At 72.9% G+C, this 18,280-nt stretch carries 17 protein-coding genes; 13 read left to right on the top strand and 4 right to left on the bottom strand.

What is annotated here, in order from left to right:
* Positions 1-58: 58 nt before the first annotated feature.
* Both AB0D44_RS02480 and AB0D44_RS02475 read right to left on the bottom strand, forming a co-directional pair.
* Complete coding sequence (locus tag AB0D44_RS02480; RefSeq protein WP_362583411.1) at positions 59-1,378, bottom strand: sensor domain-containing protein; 1,320 nt, start codon at positions 1,376-1,378, stop codon at positions 59-61.
* A 699-nt stretch (positions 1,379-2,077) separates the two neighbouring features.
* Positions 2,078-3,253, bottom strand: a complete 1,176-nt coding sequence (locus AB0D44_RS02475) for a sensor domain-containing protein (protein ID WP_362583163.1) — start codon at positions 3,251-3,253, stop codon at positions 2,078-2,080.
* Positions 3,254-3,400: 147 nt separating this feature from the next.
* On the opposite strand from AB0D44_RS02475, the gene AB0D44_RS02470 reads away from it, so the two are divergent.
* From AB0D44_RS02470 to AB0D44_RS02410, 13 genes are all read left to right on the top strand, one after another.
* Positions 3,401-3,808, top strand: coding sequence for an NADH-quinone oxidoreductase subunit A (locus tag AB0D44_RS02470; RefSeq protein ID WP_362583161.1), 408 nt, complete (start codon positions 3,401-3,403; stop codon positions 3,806-3,808).
* Positions 3,799-4,401 carry an NADH-quinone oxidoreductase subunit B family protein gene (locus tag AB0D44_RS02465; RefSeq protein WP_362583159.1) on the top strand — a complete coding sequence of 201 codons (603 nt, stop codon included), beginning with the start codon at positions 3,799-3,801 and terminating at the stop codon, positions 4,399-4,401. The genes AB0D44_RS02470 and AB0D44_RS02465 overlap by 10 nt, the downstream gene beginning before the upstream one ends.
* The gene (locus AB0D44_RS02460) at positions 4,398-5,696 is read left to right on the top strand and encodes an NADH-quinone oxidoreductase subunit C (protein ID WP_362583156.1); all 1,299 of its coding nucleotides are present in this window, start codon (positions 4,398-4,400) and stop codon (positions 5,694-5,696) included. The genes AB0D44_RS02465 and AB0D44_RS02460 overlap by 4 nt, the downstream gene beginning before the upstream one ends.
* Positions 5,693-6,661, top strand: coding sequence for a complex I subunit 1 family protein (locus AB0D44_RS02455; RefSeq protein WP_362583154.1), 969 nt, complete (start codon positions 5,693-5,695; stop codon positions 6,659-6,661). Before AB0D44_RS02460 ends, AB0D44_RS02455 begins: the two co-directional genes overlap by 4 nt.
* Complete coding sequence (locus AB0D44_RS02450; protein ID WP_362583151.1) at positions 6,661-7,272, top strand: NADH-quinone oxidoreductase subunit I; 612 nt, start codon at positions 6,661-6,663, stop codon at positions 7,270-7,272. Before AB0D44_RS02455 ends, AB0D44_RS02450 begins: the two co-directional genes overlap by 1 nt.
* Complete coding sequence (locus AB0D44_RS02445; RefSeq protein ID WP_362583148.1) at positions 7,269-7,859, top strand: NADH-quinone oxidoreductase subunit J; 591 nt, start codon at positions 7,269-7,271, stop codon at positions 7,857-7,859. Before AB0D44_RS02450 ends, AB0D44_RS02445 begins: the two co-directional genes overlap by 4 nt.
* Entirely contained in the window at positions 7,859-8,233 is a 375-nt protein-coding gene (nuoK, locus tag AB0D44_RS02440; protein WP_362583145.1) for an NADH-quinone oxidoreductase subunit NuoK, read from the top strand. The genes AB0D44_RS02445 and nuoK overlap by 1 nt, the downstream gene beginning before the upstream one ends.
* Positions 8,230-10,230, top strand: a complete 2,001-nt coding sequence (locus tag AB0D44_RS02435) for an NADH-quinone oxidoreductase subunit L (protein ID WP_362583142.1) — start codon at positions 8,230-8,232, stop codon at positions 10,228-10,230. The genes nuoK and AB0D44_RS02435 overlap by 4 nt, the downstream gene beginning before the upstream one ends.
* Before the next feature lie 38 nt (positions 10,231-10,268).
* Positions 10,269-11,822 (top strand): NADH-quinone oxidoreductase subunit M, encoded by a 1,554-nt coding sequence (locus tag AB0D44_RS02430; protein ID WP_362583409.1) that lies wholly within the window; start codon positions 10,269-10,271, stop codon positions 11,820-11,822.
* Positions 11,819-13,399 (top strand): NADH-quinone oxidoreductase subunit N, encoded by a 1,581-nt coding sequence (locus AB0D44_RS02425; RefSeq protein ID WP_362583139.1) that lies wholly within the window; start codon positions 11,819-11,821, stop codon positions 13,397-13,399. Before AB0D44_RS02430 ends, AB0D44_RS02425 begins: the two co-directional genes overlap by 4 nt.
* Positions 13,400-13,606: 207 nt before the next feature.
* On the top strand, positions 13,607-14,470 hold the full coding sequence (htpX, locus tag AB0D44_RS02420; RefSeq protein ID WP_362583136.1) for a zinc metalloprotease HtpX: 864 nt from the start codon (positions 13,607-13,609) through the stop codon (positions 14,468-14,470).
* Positions 14,467-14,859 (top strand): YccF domain-containing protein, encoded by a 393-nt coding sequence (locus AB0D44_RS02415; RefSeq protein ID WP_362583135.1) that lies wholly within the window; start codon positions 14,467-14,469, stop codon positions 14,857-14,859. The genes htpX and AB0D44_RS02415 overlap by 4 nt, the downstream gene beginning before the upstream one ends.
* 66 nt (positions 14,860-14,925) lie before the next feature.
* Positions 14,926-15,450: an SMI1/KNR4 family protein gene (locus tag AB0D44_RS02410; RefSeq protein WP_362583133.1), complete on the top strand. Its 525-nt coding sequence runs from the start codon at positions 14,926-14,928 to the stop codon at positions 15,448-15,450.
* Here AB0D44_RS02410 and AB0D44_RS02405 read toward each other — a convergent pair.
* Together AB0D44_RS02405 and AB0D44_RS02400 are read right to left on the bottom strand one after the other, a co-directional pair.
* The gene (locus tag AB0D44_RS02405; RefSeq protein ID WP_362583130.1) at positions 15,434-16,669 is read right to left on the bottom strand and encodes an APC family permease; all 1,236 of its coding nucleotides are present in this window, start codon (positions 16,667-16,669) and stop codon (positions 15,434-15,436) included. The two genes, AB0D44_RS02410 and AB0D44_RS02405, sit on opposite strands and share 17 nt — an antisense overlap.
* Positions 16,670-16,687: 18 nt before the next feature.
* Positions 16,688-18,115 carry a SulP family inorganic anion transporter gene (locus AB0D44_RS02400; RefSeq protein WP_362583127.1) on the bottom strand — a complete coding sequence of 476 codons (1,428 nt, stop codon included), beginning with the start codon at positions 18,113-18,115 and terminating at the stop codon, positions 16,688-16,690.
* Positions 18,116-18,280 lie beyond the last annotated feature (165 nt).

Genomic DNA, 18,280 nt, shown 5'->3' with positions numbered 1-18,280 from the left:
TGGGGAACGGGCTCCCCGCTCGTGCCGGCCCCGGTGACCCGGGGTGAGCGTCAGCGGCTCAGACCTGCCACGGGAGCTCGGCGGTCACCGTCGTTCCCACCCCCGCGGGGGAGTCGACGACCAGGATCCCGTCCACGGCGTTCAGCCGCTCGGCGAGCCCCGCCAGACCGGACCCCTCCGCGACACCGGCCCCGCCCCGGCCGTCGTCGGCGACCTGGATCAGCAGCCGCTCCCCGGATTTCCACACCTCCACGCTCGCCGCGCGGGCCCGCGCGTGCTTCCCGATGTTCCGCAGCAGCTCCGAGACCGTGAAGTACGCGATCCCCTCGATCGCCGCCGTCGGCCGGGCCGGGAGGTCCACGGTCACCCGTACCGGAACGGCACACCGCGCGGCCACCGAGGACAGCGCCGCGTCCAGCCCCCGGTCGGTCAGCACCGCCGGGTGGATGCCGCGGGCCAGATCGCGCAGCTCCTGGAGGGCGATCTTCACCTCGCCGTGGGCCTCGTCCACGAGCCGGGCCGCCGCCCGCGGGTCCTCGGTCGCCTTCTCTTTCGCCAGCCCCAGGCCCATCGCCAGGGCCGCCAGCCGGGCCTGCGCCCCGTCGTGCAGATCGCGCTCGATGCGTCGCAGGTCGGCCGCCGCGGTGTCCACGACCACCCCGCGGTCGGACTCCAGCTCGGTCACCCGGGTGGCCAGCCGGGACGGCCCCAGCAGCCCGCCCACCAGCACCCGGTCGACGGTCGTCAGAGCCCGCAGCACCCACGGCGTGGCGAGGGTGAAGGCCAGCCCGACCAGGCAGGTCAGGGCGATCTCGGCGGGGGAGTCGAGGTAGAAGGCGTAGTCGCCGTTCTGGAAGAGCTGGAGTCCGGGCTGGTCGGTGTAGGCCGGGAAGACCCAGAACCAGAGCGGATACAGCAGGTAGGCCCACCCGGACGCCCAGAACACCAGCGCCACCGTGAAGGAGAAGACGCCCCACGGGAAGTGGATCAGGCAGTACAGCACGTGCCGCCAGGCGCTCCCGCTCCTGAGCAGCGCCCCCATGGCGGAGGCGGCCCCGGGCTTGCGTCCCCGGACCGGCGCCGGATCGGCGATGTCGGCCGCGAGCAGGACGCGCACCCGGGTCCGCTCCAGCCGGCCGAACCCGCGGGACATGGCGAGCACCCCGGCGAGGACCGGCACCCCGAGGAAGGTGACGAGCAGCCCGGCGCCGACGCTCAGCCCGGCGAGGACGAGCGAGAAGTACAGGACGCTCAGCGGCAGCCCGATCAGCAGGAACCCGAACTCGCGCCAGGTCCGCCCCGCCACAGGAGCCCGCACCACAGCCACGAAGCCCCCACCCGTACCCGTACCCGCGCCCCTACCCGTCCCCGTGCCCATACCGTCGACCATCTCCGACCCACCCTTCCCGCTGTCCGCGCCACCCCTCCACCCTCCCGTCGCCCCACCCCCCGATCCATCCGGCCCATCGGCGTCCCCACCGGGGGGTTAACCCCACCCCACCCCCTCCAGCCGCGGACACATCCACCTCGCACCGCCCCCTCCACCGTCGTCCCGCCCCCTCTGGCCGAGGACCGGCACATCCAGCCCCGCCGGCGTTTGAGGCGCGGGGCCCGGGGCGGAGCCCCGGCAGCGGCGCTGCACCCGTACACGCTCAGTGGATCCCGATCCCGCCTGGCCGAGGACCGGCCTATCCAGCCCCGCCGGCGTTTGAGGCGCGGGGCCCGGGGCGGAGCCCCCGGCAGCGGCGCTGCACCCGTACACGCTCAGTGGAGCCCGATCCCGCCTGGCCGAGGACCGGCCTATCCAGCCCCGCCGGCGTTTGAGGCGCGGGGCCCGGCGCGGAGCCCCGGCAGCGGCGCTGCACCCGGACACGCTCAGTGGAGCCCGATCCCCCGTCCGGCCGAGGACCGGCCTATCCAGCCCCGCCGGCGTTTGAGGCGCGGGGCCCGGCGCGGAGCCCCGGCAGCGGCGCTGCACCCGGACACCAAGGCGGCCCCCGCCCCCCAGGACACGAAAACGGGACCCCCGTCCACCCGGACGGAGATCCCGATCCACCACCAGCGCCCCGCAGCGCAGCTACCCCCGCCCCCGCCACGGCAACTCCGCCGTCACCACCGTCCCCGCCCCCTCCGGCGACTCCACGACGAACACCCCGTCCACCGCCCCCAGCCGCTCCGCGAGCCCCGCCAACCCCGACCCCCGGCCGGCATCCGCACCCCCGCGCCCGTCGTCCGACACCCGGATCAGCAGCCGGTCCCCGGCCCGCCACACCTCCACGCCCGCGCTCCGCGCCCCCGGCCCCGCGTGCTTGCTCACGTTCTGCAGCAGCTCCGACACCACGAAGTACGCGATCCCCTCGATCGCCTCCGCCGGCCGCGCCGGCAGGTCCACCGCCACCTTCACCGGCACCACGCACCGCGCCGCCACCGACGACAGCGCCGCGTCCAGCCCCCGGTCGGTCAGCACCGCCGGATGGATCCCGCGCGCGAGGTCCCGCAGCTCCTGGAGCGCCAGCTTCACCTCCCCGTGGGCCTCGTCGACCATCGCCGCCGCGCCCTCCGGGTCCTCCAGCAGCTTCTCCTTCGCCAGGCCCAGCCCCATGGCCAGGGCCACCAGCCGCGCCTGCGCCCCGTCGTGCAGATCCCGTTCGATCCGCCGCAGGTCGGCCGCTGCCGTGTCGACCACCACGCCCCGGTCCGACTCCAGCTCCGCGATCCGCCGTTCCAGGTCGTCCGAGGGGGACAACAGCCCCCGCACCATCCCCCGGTCCGCGTTCGCCAGCAGCCGCACCACGTACGGCAGCACCGGCCACAGCACGAACAGCCCCGCCAGCGCTACCGTGAAGGTGAGCACTCCCCAGGGCAGCCGGATCAGCTGGTACAGCACCGTCCGCCAGCCGACCGGGTCCTTGATGCTCGTCCACAGCCAGGGGAAGAACCCGCCGGCCCGCCGCGGGCCGGGAATCGGCGTCGGCTCGTCCACCCGTACGCCCAAGAGCGCCCGGGCCCGTGCCCGGTCCAGCCGTCCCAACTGCCGAGACAACCAAAGACCACATGCGAGCAGGGGAAGTCCGACAGCGGTCACGGACAGACCGCCCGTGCTCACGACCATGACAACCGCGTACAGGAAACCGACCGCCGCCAGCGGCAGGTTGCTCACCAGATAGGCGATCTCCTTCCACGTCACGGCGCTGAAGACGGCCCGGACGGGAGGCGGCCGGTCGTTGTCGGGGAGGTCATGGCTCGTGGTCATGCGGCACAGCCTGCCAAGGGCCGTACTCCGGCGCCATGGGGTGGCCGGGGTGCTGTGAACGGGGGATAACCCCACCTCGTGTGAGGCAGGCCCTAGACTCCCGCCTGTACCAGATCGTCGACAGTGACCGAGGAGCGAGGAACGGACGTGCCCGAACCAACGGTATCGACCGTAACCGTGCTCGCGGCGGACTACTTCCGGAGTTATTCGGTCGTCGGTCTGCTGGCGCTCCTCGGTGTGCTCTTCGTGGCCGTGGCCTTCGGTGCAGGCCGCTTGCTCCGGCCCGCGGTCCCGACCCCCGAGAAGCTGCTGACGTACGAATGCGGCGTGGACCCCGTCGGTGAGGGCTGGGCGCACACCCAGGTCCGCTACTACGTCTACGCGTTCCTCTACGTCATCTTCGCCGTCGACTCGATCTTCCTGTTCCCGTGGGCGACGGTGTTCGCCGCCGCCGGTTACGGCGCCACGACCCTGGTGGAGATGTTCATCTTCCTGGGCTTCCTGGCCGTCGGCCTGCTCTATGCGTACAAGAAGGGCGTCCTCGAATGGACGTGACACCGGCTGTGACACCGACCGAGGGCGTCATGCTCCCGGAACCCAAGCGGCTGGGCGTGCTCTCCCGCCTCGCCCCGGAGCCGATGAAGGTGGTCCTGAACTGGGGCCGCCGGTACAGCCTGTGGGTCTTCAACTTCGGCCTGGCCTGCTGCGCCATCGAGTTCATCGCCGCTTCGATGGCCCGCCACGATTTCATCCGGCTCGGCGTGATCCCCTTCGCGCCCGGGCCCCGGCAGGCCGACCTGATGATCGTCTCGGGCACGGTCACCGACAAGATGGCGCCCGCCGTGAAGCGGCTCTACGAGCAGATGCCGGAGCCGAAGTACGTCATCTCCTTCGGCGCCTGCTCCAACTGCGGCGGCCCGTACTGGGACTCGTATTCGGTGACGAAGGGCGTCGACCAGATCATCCCGGTCGACGTCTACGTACCCGGCTGCCCGCCGCGCCCGGAGGCGCTGCTCCAGGGGATCCTCAAGCTCCAGGAGAAGATCGCTCGCGAGTCGCTCGCGGACCGCTATGAGTCCGGCCCCTCCGTCGGACAGCTCACGAGCGGCCTGGTCACGGCCCCGCCGACCCCCGGGAGCGGCGCGTGAACCTCTACGACACCCTTCCCGACGCGGCGCCGGCGGTCTTCGGTGAGGAGGCCGTGGGCTCGTACGCGTACGACGTCCTGACGGTCGACGTGCCCGTCGGTTCCTGGGTCTCCTCGCTCGAGATCGCCCGGGGCAAGCTGGGCTGCACGTACTTCGACTGGCTGAGCGCGGTGGACGAGCCGGGCACCGGCTTCAGGATCTGCGCGCACGTGGTCGCGCTGGAGAACCGCCGCGTACGCCGGCTCCTGCTGCGCACGACGGTCCCGCACTCCGCACCCTCCCTGCCGTCGGCCGTCGCCGTGTACGCGGGAGCCGAGTGGCACGAGCGCGAGACGTACGAGATGTTCGGGGTCGTCTTCACGGACCACCCGCACCTCGTCCACCTGCTCCTTCCGGAGAACTTCGAAGGACATCCGCTGCGCAAGGACTTCGTCCTGGCCGCGCGCGTCGCCAAGGCCTGGCCCGGTGCCAAGGAGCCGGGCGAGGCCCACGATCCGGACGCGCCGAAGCGCCGCCAGATGCTTCCGCCGGGCGTCCCGGACCCCAACGACTGGGGCCCGATGAAGGGCCAGCTCCCGCCGGCCCCCGCCCGCCCGGCCCGCACCCCGCGCGCTGCGGGCGCGGCGGGCGCCGCCGCGCGCACCCCGCGCGAGGGTGCCCCGGTCCGCCGCACCCGCTCGGTCGCCGAGGGCTCGGCCACCCAGGCCGCGCCGACCACGCCGGAAACCCCGGCACCCGGTGCCGGCCCCGACTCCCCGGCCCGCCCGCCCCGCCGCACCCGCTCGGCATCGGAAGGCTCGGCCAGCCAGGCCACGCCGACCACCCCGGAAACCCCGGCCGGGGGCGAGGCGCCCATGCCCGGGGCCCGCCCGACGGGAACCAGCTCGGACGCCCCCTGGCACAACCCGAAGCCCGCCTTCGACGAACCACAGCCCCCGGCAGCCCGGGCAGACGCCGCAGGCCCGGCTACTCCAGCGGTCCCGGCTACTCCGGCAGGTCCGGCGACTCCCGCGGGCCCGGCTACTCCGGCGGTCCCGACCACTCCGGCGGTCCCGACCACTCCGGCAGGCCCGGCAGCCCCGGCTACTCCGGCAGCCCCGGACACCCCCGCTGCCCCGGACACCCCCGCTGCCCCGGAGACCCCGGATCAGCCCAACCCCCGAGGCCCGGAAGCCGGCCGCACCCCTGCCGGCCGCCCCGGCACCCCGGCCTCCCGCGAAACTCCCGCAACACGCGAAACTCCCGCACCACCCGTAACCCCCGAAACTCCTGACACAAACGGAGGCGACGCGTGAACGACGTCCTCGACGTCGCCCTGCGACTCATCGTCGTCTTCGCCGTCTTCCTCGTGCTCCCGCTCGTCGTCGGGCAGACCGAGCACAAGGTGATGGCGCACATGCAGGGCCGCCTCGGCCCGATGTACGCCGGCGGCTTCCACGGCTGGGCCCAGCTCGTCGCCGACGGCGTGAAGTTCGCGCAGAAGGAAGACATCGTCCCGGCCAACGCCGACCGCCGGATCTTCCAGCTCGCCCCCGCCGTCGCCCTGCTCCCGTACCTCCTCGTCCTCCTCGCGATCCCGATCGGCCCGGGCGAGGGCGCGGTCGGCCAGGTCATCGACGCCGGCGTGTTCTTCGTGCTCGCCGTCATGGGCGTCGGAGTCCTCGGCTCGCTCATGGCCGGCTGGGCGTCCGCGAACAAGTTCTCCCTGCTCGGCGGCCTGCGCACCGCCGCCCAGCTGCTCGCCTACGAGCTGCCCATGCTGCTCGCCGCCGCCTCGGTGGCGATGGCGGCCGGGACGGTCTCCCTCCCCGGCATCGTCGAGGGCTTCCAGTGGTGGTGGCTGCCCTGGCAGATCGTCGGCGCACTCGTCTTCTTCACCGCCGGCCTCGCCGAACTGCAGCGGCCCCCCTTCGACATGCCCGTCGCCGACTCCGAGATCATCTTCGGCGCGTACACGGAGTACACCGGCCTGCGCTTCGCCCTGTTCCTGCTCGCCGAGTACGCCGGCATCGTCGTCCTCTGCGCCCTCACCACCGTCCTCTTCCTCGGCGGCTGGCAGGGCCCCTTCGGCGCCGACGGCCTCGGCTGGGTCTGGACCCTGCTCAAGACCGCGGTCCTGGCCTTCCTCGTGATCTGGCTCCGCGTGACCTACCCCCGGCTGCGCGAGGACCAGCTCCAGAAGCTCGCCTGGACCACACTCATCCCGCTCGCGCTCGCCCAGATCGCGCTCACCGGCATCGTGAAGGTGGCGATCCAGTAATGCCCATCCCCGGATCCGGCCTGGCCAAGGGCCTGGCCGTCACGCTCCGCACGATGACGAAGCGCTCGCACACGGCCCAGTACCCGGACGTCCAGCCCCAGCTCCCGCCGCGTAGCCGCGGGGTCATCGGGCTGTTCGAGGAGAACTGCACGGTCTGCATGCTGTGTGCCCGTGAGTGCCCCGACTGGTGCATCTACATCGACTCCCACAAGGAGACGATCCCGGCCGCCGCGCCCGGTGGCCGCGAGCGCAGCCGCAACGTCCTCGACCGCTTCGCCATCGACTTCTCCCTCTGCATGTACTGCGGCATCTGCATCGAGGTGTGCCCCTTCGACGCCCTCTTCTGGTCGCCGGAGTTCGAGTACGCGGAGACCGACATCCACGACCTGACGCACGAGCGCGACAAGCTCCGCGAATGGATGTGGACCGTCCCGGCTCCGCCCGCCCTGGACCCGGCCGCCGAGGAGCCCAAGGAGATCGCCGCCGCCCGCAAGGCCGTCGAGAAGGCCGAAGCCGCCGCGGCAGCCGCCGCTGCCGCCGAAGCCGAAGCCGCCAGCGAAGCCGAAGCCGCTGCCACCCAGCCGCCGACCACCCCGGAGGGAGACGCGTGACCCCCGCCGCCACTCTCGCCGCTGCCGGAGGCCCGGGCTTCCTCTCCCCGACCGGCGTCGAGATCGCCTTCGTCCTCGTCGGCCTCGCCACCCTCGGCGCGGCCCTCGTCACGGTCACCACCAAGCAGCTCGTGCACGCCGCCCTCTGGCTGGTCGTCGCGCTCGGCGGCATCGCCGTCGAGTACCTGCTGCTGACCGCCGAGTTCATCGCCTGGGTCCAGGTCCTGATCTACCTCGGCTCCGTCGTCGTCCTCCTCCTCTTCGGGCTGATGCTCACCAAGGCCCCCATCGGCCGCTCCCCGGACGCCGACTCCGGCAACCGCTGGATTGCGCTCTGCGTCGCCGTCGTCGCGGCCGTCTCGCTCGTCTGGGTCGTCGTCGACGCCTTCCGCACGACCTGGATCGACCTCGACGGCCCGGTCCAGGGCTCCACGAAGGTCTCCGGCGAGATCCTCTTCCAGCACTGGGTGCTGCCCTTCGAAGCGCTCTCCGTCCTCCTCCTCGCCGCCCTGATCGGTGCCATCGTGCTGTCCCGCAGGAACAGTCCCGCCGAAGACGGCGCCACCAGTGACAAGGGGCAGCGCTGATGCACCTCGCCTACCCCGCCGTGCTCGCGGCGCTGCTCTTCTGCACGGGCCTTTACGGAGTACTCGCCCGCCGCAACGCCATCCTGGTCCTGATGTCCGTCGAGCTGATGCTCAACGCCGTCAACCTCAACCTGGTGGCCTTCGACGTCTGGCTCCGCGACACCCTGCACGCCGGCCAGGCCCTCACCCTCTTCACCATCGCCATCGCCGCCGCCGAGATCGGCATCGGCCTCGCGATCGTGCTGATGGTGTACCGCAACCGGGGCACCTCGGACGTCGACCGGCTCCGCGACACCGCCGAGGGCCACGAGCCCGCCCCGAACACCCCGAACACCCCGGCCACCGCGAACAACCGGAGCGAGGTCACCGCGTGAGCACGACGACCCTCGCCGTCCTGGTCCCCCTCCTGCCCTTCCTGGGCGCGGTCGCGGGACTGCTCTTCGGCCGCACCGCCCCCGGCTTCGTCCGGCCGCTCGCGATCCTGCCGACGCTCGGCGCCGCCGTACTGGCCGTGCTCGTCGCCATCCGGCACGGCGGCGGCACGGCGATCGACACCGCGACCGAACTGACCCCGACGGGTTCGGTGCCGATCGAGCTCTCGCTCCACCTGGACGGCTTCGCCGTGCTGGTCGCCGTCCTGGTCGGGATCGTCGCCACCTGCGTACAGCTCTACTCGACGGCGTACCTGCGCGAAGACCCGCGCTACCCGTCGTATGCCGCTCTGGTCTCACTGTTCACCTCCGCCATGCTGCTCGTCGTCTACTCCGGCGACCTGATGGTGCTGCTGGTCGGCTGGGAGGTCATGGGCATCTGCTCGTACTTCCTCGTCGGCCACTACTGGGAGACCGAGGCGGCCCGCTCCGCCTCCCTGAAGGCCTTCCTCGTCACCAAGCTCGGCGACGTCCCCTTCCTGATCGGCCTGTTCGCGCTCGCCGCCGACGCCGGCTCCTTCCGGATCACCAAGATCCTGGGGTCCGTCGCCGCGGGCGGGCTCGACCACCCGACGCTGATCGCGCTGCTGCTGCTCGCCGGTGTCGCGGGCAAGTCCGCGCAGTTCCCGTTGCACACCTGGCTTCCGGACGCCATGGCGGGCCCCACCCCGGTCTCCGCGCTGATCCACGCCGCGACGATGGTCGCCGCCGGTGTCTACTTCATCGCCCGCCTCCTCCCCGTCTTCGCGGCGTCCCGCGCCGCGCTGGTGGTCATGGCCGTCATGGCGGCCGTCACGATGGTCGGCTCCGCCCTCGCCGCCCTGGCCCAGGACGACATCAAGCGGGTGCTCGCCTACTCCACGGTCGGCCAGCTCGGCTACATGACCGGCGCCCTGGCCGTCGGCGACCGCGGCGCCGCCGTCTTCCACCTCCTGTCCCACGGCGCCTTCAAGGCGCTCCTGTTCCTCGGTGCGGGCGTGATCATCCACGCCGCCGGGACGAACTCCCTGGCCGCCATGTCCCGAATGGACGGCCTGGCCAAGCGCATCCCCGACGCCTTCTGGACGATGACGATCGCGCTGCTCGCGCTCGCCGCGATCCCGCCGTTCGCCGGCTTCTTCTCCAAGGAAGCCGTCCTCGTCGCCGCCGAGCACACCGCCACCGGCCACTCGGAGTCCGCCCCCGGCGCCGCCGGCTGGCTGGTCCTGGCCGCCGGCCTGCTGACCGCCCTGCTCACCGCCGCCTACGCCACCCGGCTGTGGCTGATGGCCTTCCGCGGCCGGGGCGCCGCCGCCCCCGACCACGGCAAGGAGCCCCTCGCCATGACCGGCGTGCTGTGGCTGCTGGCGATCCCGTCCATCGCCTTCGGCCTCGCGGCGGGCCCCCTCGCCGACTGGTTCGACGGCAAGGAACTCACCCCGACCCTCACCACCTCGCTCCTGGGTACCGGCGCCGCCGTCGTCGGAGCGCTGCTCACCTACGCCCTGTGGCAGCGCGCCACGGTCAAGGCCGTCGCAGCCGGGTACGGAGCCGGCACTTCCGCCTCGGCCGCCGCCGCGGAGTCCGCCGCCGAGACCCCCGAGGTATCCGAGGTCACCCACGACCACCCCGCCGTCCCGGCCGGCTCCGCCCCCGACCCCGGCAAGGCGTTCCTCGGCCCGCTGCACCGCCACGCGGCCGACGGCTTCCACCTCGACGCCGTCTACGACCGGCTGTTCGTCCGCCCTGTGCGCGCTGCCGCCGGCCTGGTCCGCTTCCTCGACCGCGAGGTCGTCGACACGTACGTCCGCGGTGCGGGCAGCGGCACCCGGCTGCTCGGCAGCCTCGTACGCCGCGCCCAGACCGGCAACGTGCAGAGCTACCTGAGCGCCCTGCTCGCCGGCGCCGTGGTCCTGGCGATCGCCACCGCCGTCCTCGCCAACGTCAACGCCGGATCGTGAGCCGTGAGTCAGCCGTGATTGATATCAGCCCGTCCGTGATGCAGTTCCTTCTGGCGTTCATCGTGGCCGCACCGCTCCTCGGCGCGGCCGCGGCGCTCCTGCCGCCCCCGCCCGGACTCAAGGGCCGCAGCCCCGAACAGGCCGTGCTCCGCCACGGCGTGACCGTGACCGGCGTGATCCTCGCCGCGGCGATCGCCCTCACCCTGGGCTTCGACCACGACGCCCCGTCCCGCTTCCAGGCGACGACGGACATCAGCTGGATCCAGGCGCTGAACGTCCGGATCCACCTCGGCATCGACGGCATCTCGCTCCCCCTCCTCCTGATGACCGCGCTGCTGTTCTTCCTGTGCGCGCTCTACAGCTACTTCAAGCTCCCCGAAGGCCCCTCCCCGAAGGCCTTCGTCGCACTGCTGCTCGTCCTCGAGTCCGGCACCCTCGCGACCTTCGCCGTCCTCGACCTGCTGCTCTTCTTCCTCGCCTTCGAGATGGTCCTCATCCCGATGTACTTCCTCATCGCCCGCTGGGGCGGCGCTCAGCGGCAGGCCGCCGCCTGGAAGTTCATCCTCTACACGCTCCTCGGCTCCGTCGTCATGCTGCTCGGACTGCTGCTCATCGGACTGAAGAGCGGCACCTTCGACATGGTGGCACTCGCCACTGACAACGGCCGGGGACTGACCCACACCACCCAGCTCCTGGCCGTCCTCGCCATCGGCATCGGCCTCGCCGTGAAGACCCCGATGTGGCCCCTGCACAGCTGGCTCCCGGACGCCCACACCGCTGCCCCCACCGTCGGCTCCGTCCTGCTCGCCGGCGTCCTGCTCAAGATGGGCACGTACGGGTTCGTCCGCATCCTGCTGCCCGCCACCCCCGACGGCATGGCCACCTTCGCCCCTTACCTCGGCGCGCTCGCCGCCATCGGCATCGTCTACGGATCGCTGGCCTGCCTCGCCCTGGCCCGCAAGGGCAGCAAGGGCGACCTCAAGCGCCTGATCGCGTACTCGTCGGTCGGCCACATGGGCTTCGTGCTCCTCGGCATCGCGTCCATGACCCCCACCGGCGTCAACGGCGCGCTCTTCGCCAACATCGCCCACGGCCTGATCACCGGCCTGCTCTTCTTCCTGGTCGGCGCCCTCAAGGACCGCTACGGCACCGCCGACCTCGACACCCTCGCCGGGGCCACCGGCGCCGCCCTCTACGGCCGCGCCCCCCGCCTGGGCGCCCTCCTCGCCTTCGCCGCCGTCGCCTCCCTCGGCCTTCCCGGCCTGGCCGGCTTCTGGGGCGAGATGCTGGCCCTCTTCGGCGCGTTCGCCCCCGCCGACGGGCTGTCGCGCCCCGCCTTCCTCACCTACACGGCCCTCGGCGCGTTCGGCACCCTGCTCACCGCCGCCTACCTGCTGATCGTCGTACGACGCGTCTGCATGGGCGACCCCAAGGCCGGCCCGGAGCTCGCCGTCGCGGACATCCAGCGCTACGAGTTCGCCGCCTGGACCCCGCTCGTCGCCCTCACCGTCCTCGCCGGCCTGTGGCCCGCGGTCCTCCTCGGCCTCACCGACCCGGCCGTCCAGAAGCTCCTCGCAGGAGGCAACGCATGACGGCCCTCGCGGTCCTCGCCGCCGACACCCCCAGCCTCGTCCAGTCCGTCGACTGGCTCGCCATCACGCCCGTCGTCCTTCCCGCCGCCGTCGCCCTGGTCGTCCTGATCGCCGACCTGTTCGTGTCCGAGCGCGCCAAGCCCGCCCTCGGCTGGATCTCCGTCGCCGGCCTCGCCGTCGCGACCGCCGCCCTGCTGCCGCTGCGCGCCGGCGACCGCAGCACCTTCTGCCTCACCGGCGACCCGGCCGCCTGCAGCTACACCGCCGACCACTTCGCGCTCGTCGTGCAGTTCCTGGTCCTGGCCGGCGCCCTGGTCACCGCCCTGATGTCGGTCACCGCCGTCCGCGACACGCGCATGCCCGCCGGCGAGTACTGGTTCCTGCTGCTCTCCTCCGCCGCCGGCGCGGCCCTGCTGCCCGCCTCCCGCGACCTCGCCACCCTGATCGTCGCCCTCGAGGTGGCCTCGCTGCCCGCCTTCGCCCTCGTCGGCATGCGCCGCGGCGACCGGCTCTCCTCCGAGGCCGCCCTCAAGTTCTTCCTCTCCTCCGTCACCGCCACCGCCGTGTCGCTGATGGGCGTCAGCTTCGTCTACGCCGCCACCGGCTCCCTGCACCTCACCCAGGTCGCCGACCGCCTCGAACACGTCCCCGGCCGGCTCGACACCCTCGCCATGGCCGGCGTCGCGCTCACCCTCGTCGGGTTCGCCTTCAAGACCGCGGCCGTCCCGTTCCACTTCTGGGTCCCCGACACCTACGTCGGCGCCCCCCTGCCCATCGCCGGCTACCTCTCGGTGATCGGCAAGGCCGTCGGCTTCACCGGACTCATCCTCGTCACGGTGATCGCCTTCCCGGCGTACTCCGCCATCTGGGGCCCGGCGCTGGCCGTACTGGCCGCCCTCACCATGACCCTCGGCAACGCCGCCGCGCTGCGCCAGTCCGCCGACCGCACCCACAGCGCCGTACGGCTGCTCGCCTGGTCCTCGGTCGGCCAGGCCGGCTACCTGCTGGTCCCGATCGCATCGGCCGCCTACTCCGAGCGCGACCAGATCGGCACCACGCTCGCCTACGCCCTCATGTACGCCGCCGTGAACCTCGGCGCCTTCGCCGTGGCCGCCCTGGTCGCCCGGACCAAGCCGCTCCACCGGATCAGCGACTACCGCGGCCTGTACGCGGAGCGCCCGGCGGCCGCCCTCGCGCTGGCCTTCTTCCTGCTGTGCCTGGCCGGTCTGCCGCCGGGCATCATCGGCCTGTTCGCCAAGGTCGCCGTCTTCCGGTCCGCGGTCGACGCGGGCCTGGGCTGGCTGGCCGTGGTCATGGCCGCCAACGTCGTCGTCGCCCTCTACTACTACCTGCGGTGGACCGCGCTCCTCTTCCGCGCTCCTGAGGGCGTCGAGGGCGTCGAGGGCACCGGGAGCGCGGAGGGAGCGGAGGGCGGCGCAGGCGCCACCACGGCCCGCCCGAAGGCCCCCTGGCCGGTCACGGCGGCCATCGCCGTCACCGCGGTCACGGCGATCGTCCTCTCGGGCGCCCCGCAGCTGGTCCTGCGCGTCGCGTCGGGCAGCCTCTTCCCGCAGTAGCCGGTGCGCCGTACGCCGCCCGCCCCGTGCACGTGACCCGTACGGCCCAACGCCCGCCGCAGCCCCGCCGCCCCGGCCCCCGGGACGGCGGCCCCGTGTGCCCTGGGAACCAGACGCGCCCACCTCGCGTTGACCAGGAAGGGAGGGTCCACTGGACCGTAGACCCTCGCTCCGGGTCCCCCTGCCGCACCACTAGGAGGGCGTACCGTGCACCGCCGGCACAACGGGCTGAAGACCGCCGTACTCCTCGGCGGTCTGTCGGCACTCATCATCGCCATCGGAAGCTTCTTCGGCCGGGGCGGCCTGATCGTCGCCGTCGTGATCGCCCTCGGGACGAACGCCTACGCGTACTGGAACAGCGACAAGCTCGCTCTACGCGCGATGCGCGCACGTCCCGTCAGCGAGTTCGAGGCCCCCGAGCTCTACCGCATGGTGCGCGAGCTCTCCACGTCCGCGCGCCAGCCCATGCCGCGCCTGTTCATCTCGCCCACCGAGGCCCCCAACGCCTTCGCCACCGGGCGCAACCCGCGCAACGCCGCGGTCTGCTGCACCGAGGGCATCCTGCGCATCCTCGACGAGCGCGAACTGCGCGGGGTCATCGGCCACGAGCTCAGCCACGTCTACAACCGGGACATCCTGATCTCGTCGGTCGCCGGCGCCCTCGCCTCGGTGATCATGTTCCTCGTGAACTTCGCCTGGCTGATACCGGTCGGTCGTTCGAGCGACGACGAGGGACCTGGCCTCTTCGGCATGCTCCTCATCATGATCCTGGGGCCCCTGGCCGCCTCCGTGATCCAGCTGGCCATCAGCCGCTCGCGCGAATACGAGGCCGACGCCTCGGGCGCCCAGCTCACCGGCGACCCGCTCGCCCTGGCCAGCGCCCTGCGCAAGCTGGACGCGGGCACGAAACAGCTCCCGCTGCCCCCGGAACCGCGGCTGGAAACCGCCAGCCACATGATGATCGCGAACCCGTTCCGCCCGGGCCAGGGGCTTTCTAAGATGTTCTCCACACACCCTCCGATGGCCGAGCGCATCGCCCGGCTCGAACAGATGGCAGGCCGCAGGCAGTGAAGACAATCCTGAACGTCATATGGCTCATCCTCAGCGGCATCTGGCTGTTCCTCGGCTACTGCCTCGCGGGCGTGCTGCTCTGCATCACCATCATCGGCATCCCCTTCGGCGTCGCCGCCTTCCGCATCGCGGTGTACGCCCTGTGGCCCTTCGGCTACACCACCGTCGAGCGCCGCGACGCGGGCGCCGGATCCGCCATCGGCAACGTCCTGTGGCTGATCCTGGCCGGCTGGTGGCTGGCCCTCGGCCACATCTTCACCGGCCTCGCGCTGTGCGTCACGATCATCGGCATCCCCTTCGGCATCGCCAACTTCAAGATGGTCCCGCTCTCGCTGCTCCCGCTGGGCCGCGAAATCGTCCCGACGGACGCACCGTTCGCCTCCCGCTGACCTCGCCTCCGACGGGGTTGTCCACAGGCTGAGCGGGCTGTCGGTGGGGTGCGTCACCATGAACGCATGAACGAGACCGAGCAGTTGCTGGAGCAAGTCGCAGACCGCGTACGCACCTGCGCGCGCGGGACCGGGAAGGCCCGGCCCGCGCCGCTGGGCAGCGGGGAGATCGCCCGGGCCGAGGCCATACTCGGCTTCGCCCTGCCCCCGCTGCTCGCCCTGCTCCACACCCGCATCGGCGACGGCGGATTCGGGCCCGGGCAAGGCCTGCTGCCGCTGCGTCAGGCCGTTGGGACGTACGGGGCGCAGCGCGCATCCGGATGGCGCTGGCCGGAGGGCGTGCTGCCCATAGCCGACTTCGGCTGCGGCACGTACGTGTGCGTGGACTGCCGCTCCGAGACCGCCCAAGTCCTGCTGTTCGACCCGAATCCCGGGGAGCCGGACCTCGCCTGGTCCCTCGACACCCCGAGCCTGGCGGCCTGGCTCCGCGGCTGGCTGGACGGCACCGCCTGGTTCTGCGAGGAGTCCGCCGTGGGGGAGGAGTGCGACCTGGAACTGCTCCCCTGGGCGGAGTTCAGATCGCGGATCTGATCCGGCCGCGCACCCCGTAGGCCAGCGCGCCGAGCACCAGCACCCCCGCCCCCGCGGCCGCCGACGCGAGGGGCAGCGAGCAGGCCAGCACCACACAGCCGGACAGCCCGACCGCTGCCACGGCCCGGCCCTTGAGACCTGAATCGAGAGTCCACGCGGAGGCGTTCGCGATCGCGTAGTAGGCCAGCACTCCGAAGGAGGAGAAACCGATCGCGCCCCGCAGATCGGTGGTGGCCGCGAGCACCGCCACCACCGCACCCACGGCGAGCTCCGCATGGTGCGCCATTTGACGCCGGGGATGTACTGCGGCCAGCGCGCGGGGGAGATGGCCGTCCCGGGCCATCGCCAGCGTGGTCCGCGAGACCCCCAGGACGAGCGCCAGCAGTGAGCCCAGCGCGGCCAGGGCCGCACCCACCCGGACGACCGGGGTCAGTTCGGGCCGGCCGGCCGCCCGGACCGCGTCCGCGAGCGGGGCCGCCGCCCCCGCCAGCCCGTCGACGCCGAGCACCGACAGAGCCGCCACCGTCACCAGGGCGTACACCACCAGCGCGATCCCGAGCGCCAGCGGCACCGCCCGCGGGATCGTCCGCTCCGGGTCGCGCACCTCCTCGCCCAAGGTGGTGATCCGGGCGTAGCCCGCGAAGGCGAAGAACAGCAGCCCGGCCCCTTGCAGCAGCCCGACGGCACCCCAGTCCGCGGTGCCGAGCCGCCCGGCGTCGGCGGCCCCCGAAGACAGGCACACCACGACCACCCCGGCCAGTACCGCCAGCACCGCCGCCACGATCAGCCGGGCGATCCGGGCGGACTTCTGCACGCCCCCGTAGTTCGCGGCGGTCAGCGCCACCACCGCCGCGACGGCCACGGAGTGCTGCTGGCCCGGCCACACGTACGCGCCGACCGTCAGGGCCATCGCCGCACAGGAGGCCGTCTTGCCGACGACGAACCCCCAGCCGGCCAGATACCCCCAGAAGGGCCCGAGCCGCTCGCGCCCGTAGACGTACGTGCCGCCGGAAGCCGGGTACCGGGCGGCCAGCCGGGCCGAGGAGTGCGCGTTGCAGTAGGCCACCAGGGCCGCCAGCGCGAGGGCGGCGAGCAGGGCCCCGCCCGCCGCGCGGGCCGCCGGGGCGAGGGCGGCGAAGATACCGGCGCCGACCATCGCGCCGAGTCCGACCACGACGGCGTCGGACACTCCCAGGCTGCGCTTCAACTCGTTGTCCACGCGCGGAGGGTAACCGGGCTAGATGACGCCTTCGCGGCCGGGCGCCGGCACCCGCTGGCGCTCCCACCCCTCCAGGGCGGTCAGACAGGCGTGGTCGAGATGACGCAGCCCGCTCAGGTCGAGCCGTACGGGCTTCCCGTGCGGCAGCGCGTCCAAGGCGTCGAGGAGCTTGGGCAGCCGCAGGAAGCTGGCGTTCCCCACCACCCGGACGCACAGGTCCCCGCCCTCCCAGACCTCCTCGATGTGCACGTGGGAGGTTTCCCAGGCCGCCTTGGCGATGGCGAGCCCCAGGCCGATCAGCACGCCCTCGAAGAGGTTGGTGACCACGATCGCGCCGGCGGTGACCAGCAGCACCACCGCCTCACCCCGGTGCGTGCGCCACAGCGCGGCCACCGCCCGGGCGGGGAGCAGTTTCCATCCGGCGTGCAGCAGCACCCCCGCCAGCGCGGCGAGCGGCACGATCTCCAGGACCTGGGGAACGGCGACGGCGAAGAGCAGCAGCCAGCCGCCGTGCAGCACCCTTGCCGCGCGGGTGCGGGCTCCGGCCTCCACATTGGCGGCGCTGCGCACGATGACGGCGGTCATCGGCAGGGCCCCGAGCACCCCGCAGACGGTGTTCCCGACGCCCTGGGCCACGAGTTCCCGGTCGTAGTCGGTCCGCGGTCCGTCGTGCATCCGGTCCACGGCGGCGGCACTGAACAAGGTCTCGGCGGACGCGATCAGGGCCAGCGCGATCACCGTCCCGACCGCCCCGAAGGAGGCGAGCACGCCGAAGTCGTCCCAAGCGGGCGGGGCCACGGCGTCCAGCACCCCGGTCACCCGCACCCGCTCCACGGGAAGCCGCAGCAGCGCGGCCACTGCCGTGGCGGCCGCCACGGCCACCAGCGCCCCCGGGACCAGGCGCAGCCGTGGCGGCACGCGGCGCCACAGCGCCATGACGGCGATGGTCCCGACGCCGAGTGCCACGGCGGCCCAGTCGGCCTGGGCCCCCAGTCCGTGCACCCCGCCCAGTTTGGCCAGGGTCTGCCCGGGAGCCTCCACCCCGCCCAGGGCGTAGAGCTGCCCGGAGATCAGCACCAGCCCGATCCCGGCCAGCATCCCGTGGACGACGGCGACGGAGATCGCCCGGAACCACCGCCCGAGCCGCAGCACACCCATGCCCAGCTGCGCCACCCCGGCCGCCAGCACCAGCACGCCGAGCGCGGGCAGGCCGTACGTCTGCACCGCCTCGTAGACCAGCACGGTGAGTCCGGCCGCGGGCCCGCTCACCTGCAGCGAGCTGCCCCGGAACCACCCCGTGACCAGCCCGCCCACCACCCCGGTGACGATCCCCAGCTCGGCCGGCACCCCGGATGCGACGGCCACCCCCACACAGAGGGGCAGCGCGACCAGGGCGACGACGACGGACGCCCCGAAGTCTTCGCGAAACGTGCCGGCCCCAGGCATGCGAGAACCCCCTGCCACTCGGTTGACGGATGCCACCCAGCCTGGTGGGCGCACCCGTCCCGCCCAAGTGCCCACGGAAGCCCGCGGTGGCGCACGCGCCGCTCACGCCCCGCACACACTCCCCGCAACCGCCGCGGCCCGGCGGTCCGTGAGGACCGCCGGGCC

This window comes from Streptomyces sp. NPDC048349, assembly GCF_040651925.1.
Lineage (GTDB): Bacteria > Actinomycetota > Actinomycetes > Streptomycetales > Streptomycetaceae > Streptomyces.
This window is presented reverse-complemented; position numbering and strand designations above follow the sequence as displayed.

Coding starts and splice junctions, on each gene's coding strand:
- AB0D44_RS02480 (WP_362583411.1), bottom strand. CDS start 1,378: ATGGGCACGGGGACGGGTAGGGGCGCGGGTACGGGTACGGGTGGGGGC.
- AB0D44_RS02475 (WP_362583163.1), bottom strand. CDS start 3,253: ATGACCACGAGCCATGACCTCCCCGACAACGACCGGCCGCCTCCCGTC.
- AB0D44_RS02465 (WP_362583159.1), top strand. CDS start 3,799: ATGGACGTGACACCGGCTGTGACACCGACCGAGGGCGTCATGCTCCCG.
- AB0D44_RS02450 (WP_362583151.1), top strand. CDS start 6,661: ATGCCCATCCCCGGATCCGGCCTGGCCAAGGGCCTGGCCGTCACGCTC.
- nuoK (WP_362583145.1), top strand. CDS start 7,859: ATGCACCTCGCCTACCCCGCCGTGCTCGCGGCGCTGCTCTTCTGCACG.
- AB0D44_RS02430 (WP_362583409.1), top strand. CDS start 10,269: ATGCAGTTCCTTCTGGCGTTCATCGTGGCCGCACCGCTCCTCGGCGCG.
- AB0D44_RS02425 (WP_362583139.1), top strand. CDS start 11,819: ATGACGGCCCTCGCGGTCCTCGCCGCCGACACCCCCAGCCTCGTCCAG.
- AB0D44_RS02410 (WP_362583133.1), top strand. CDS start 14,926: ATGAACGAGACCGAGCAGTTGCTGGAGCAAGTCGCAGACCGCGTACGC.
- AB0D44_RS02400 (WP_362583127.1), bottom strand. CDS start 18,115: ATGCCTGGGGCCGGCACGTTTCGCGAAGACTTCGGGGCGTCCGTCGTC.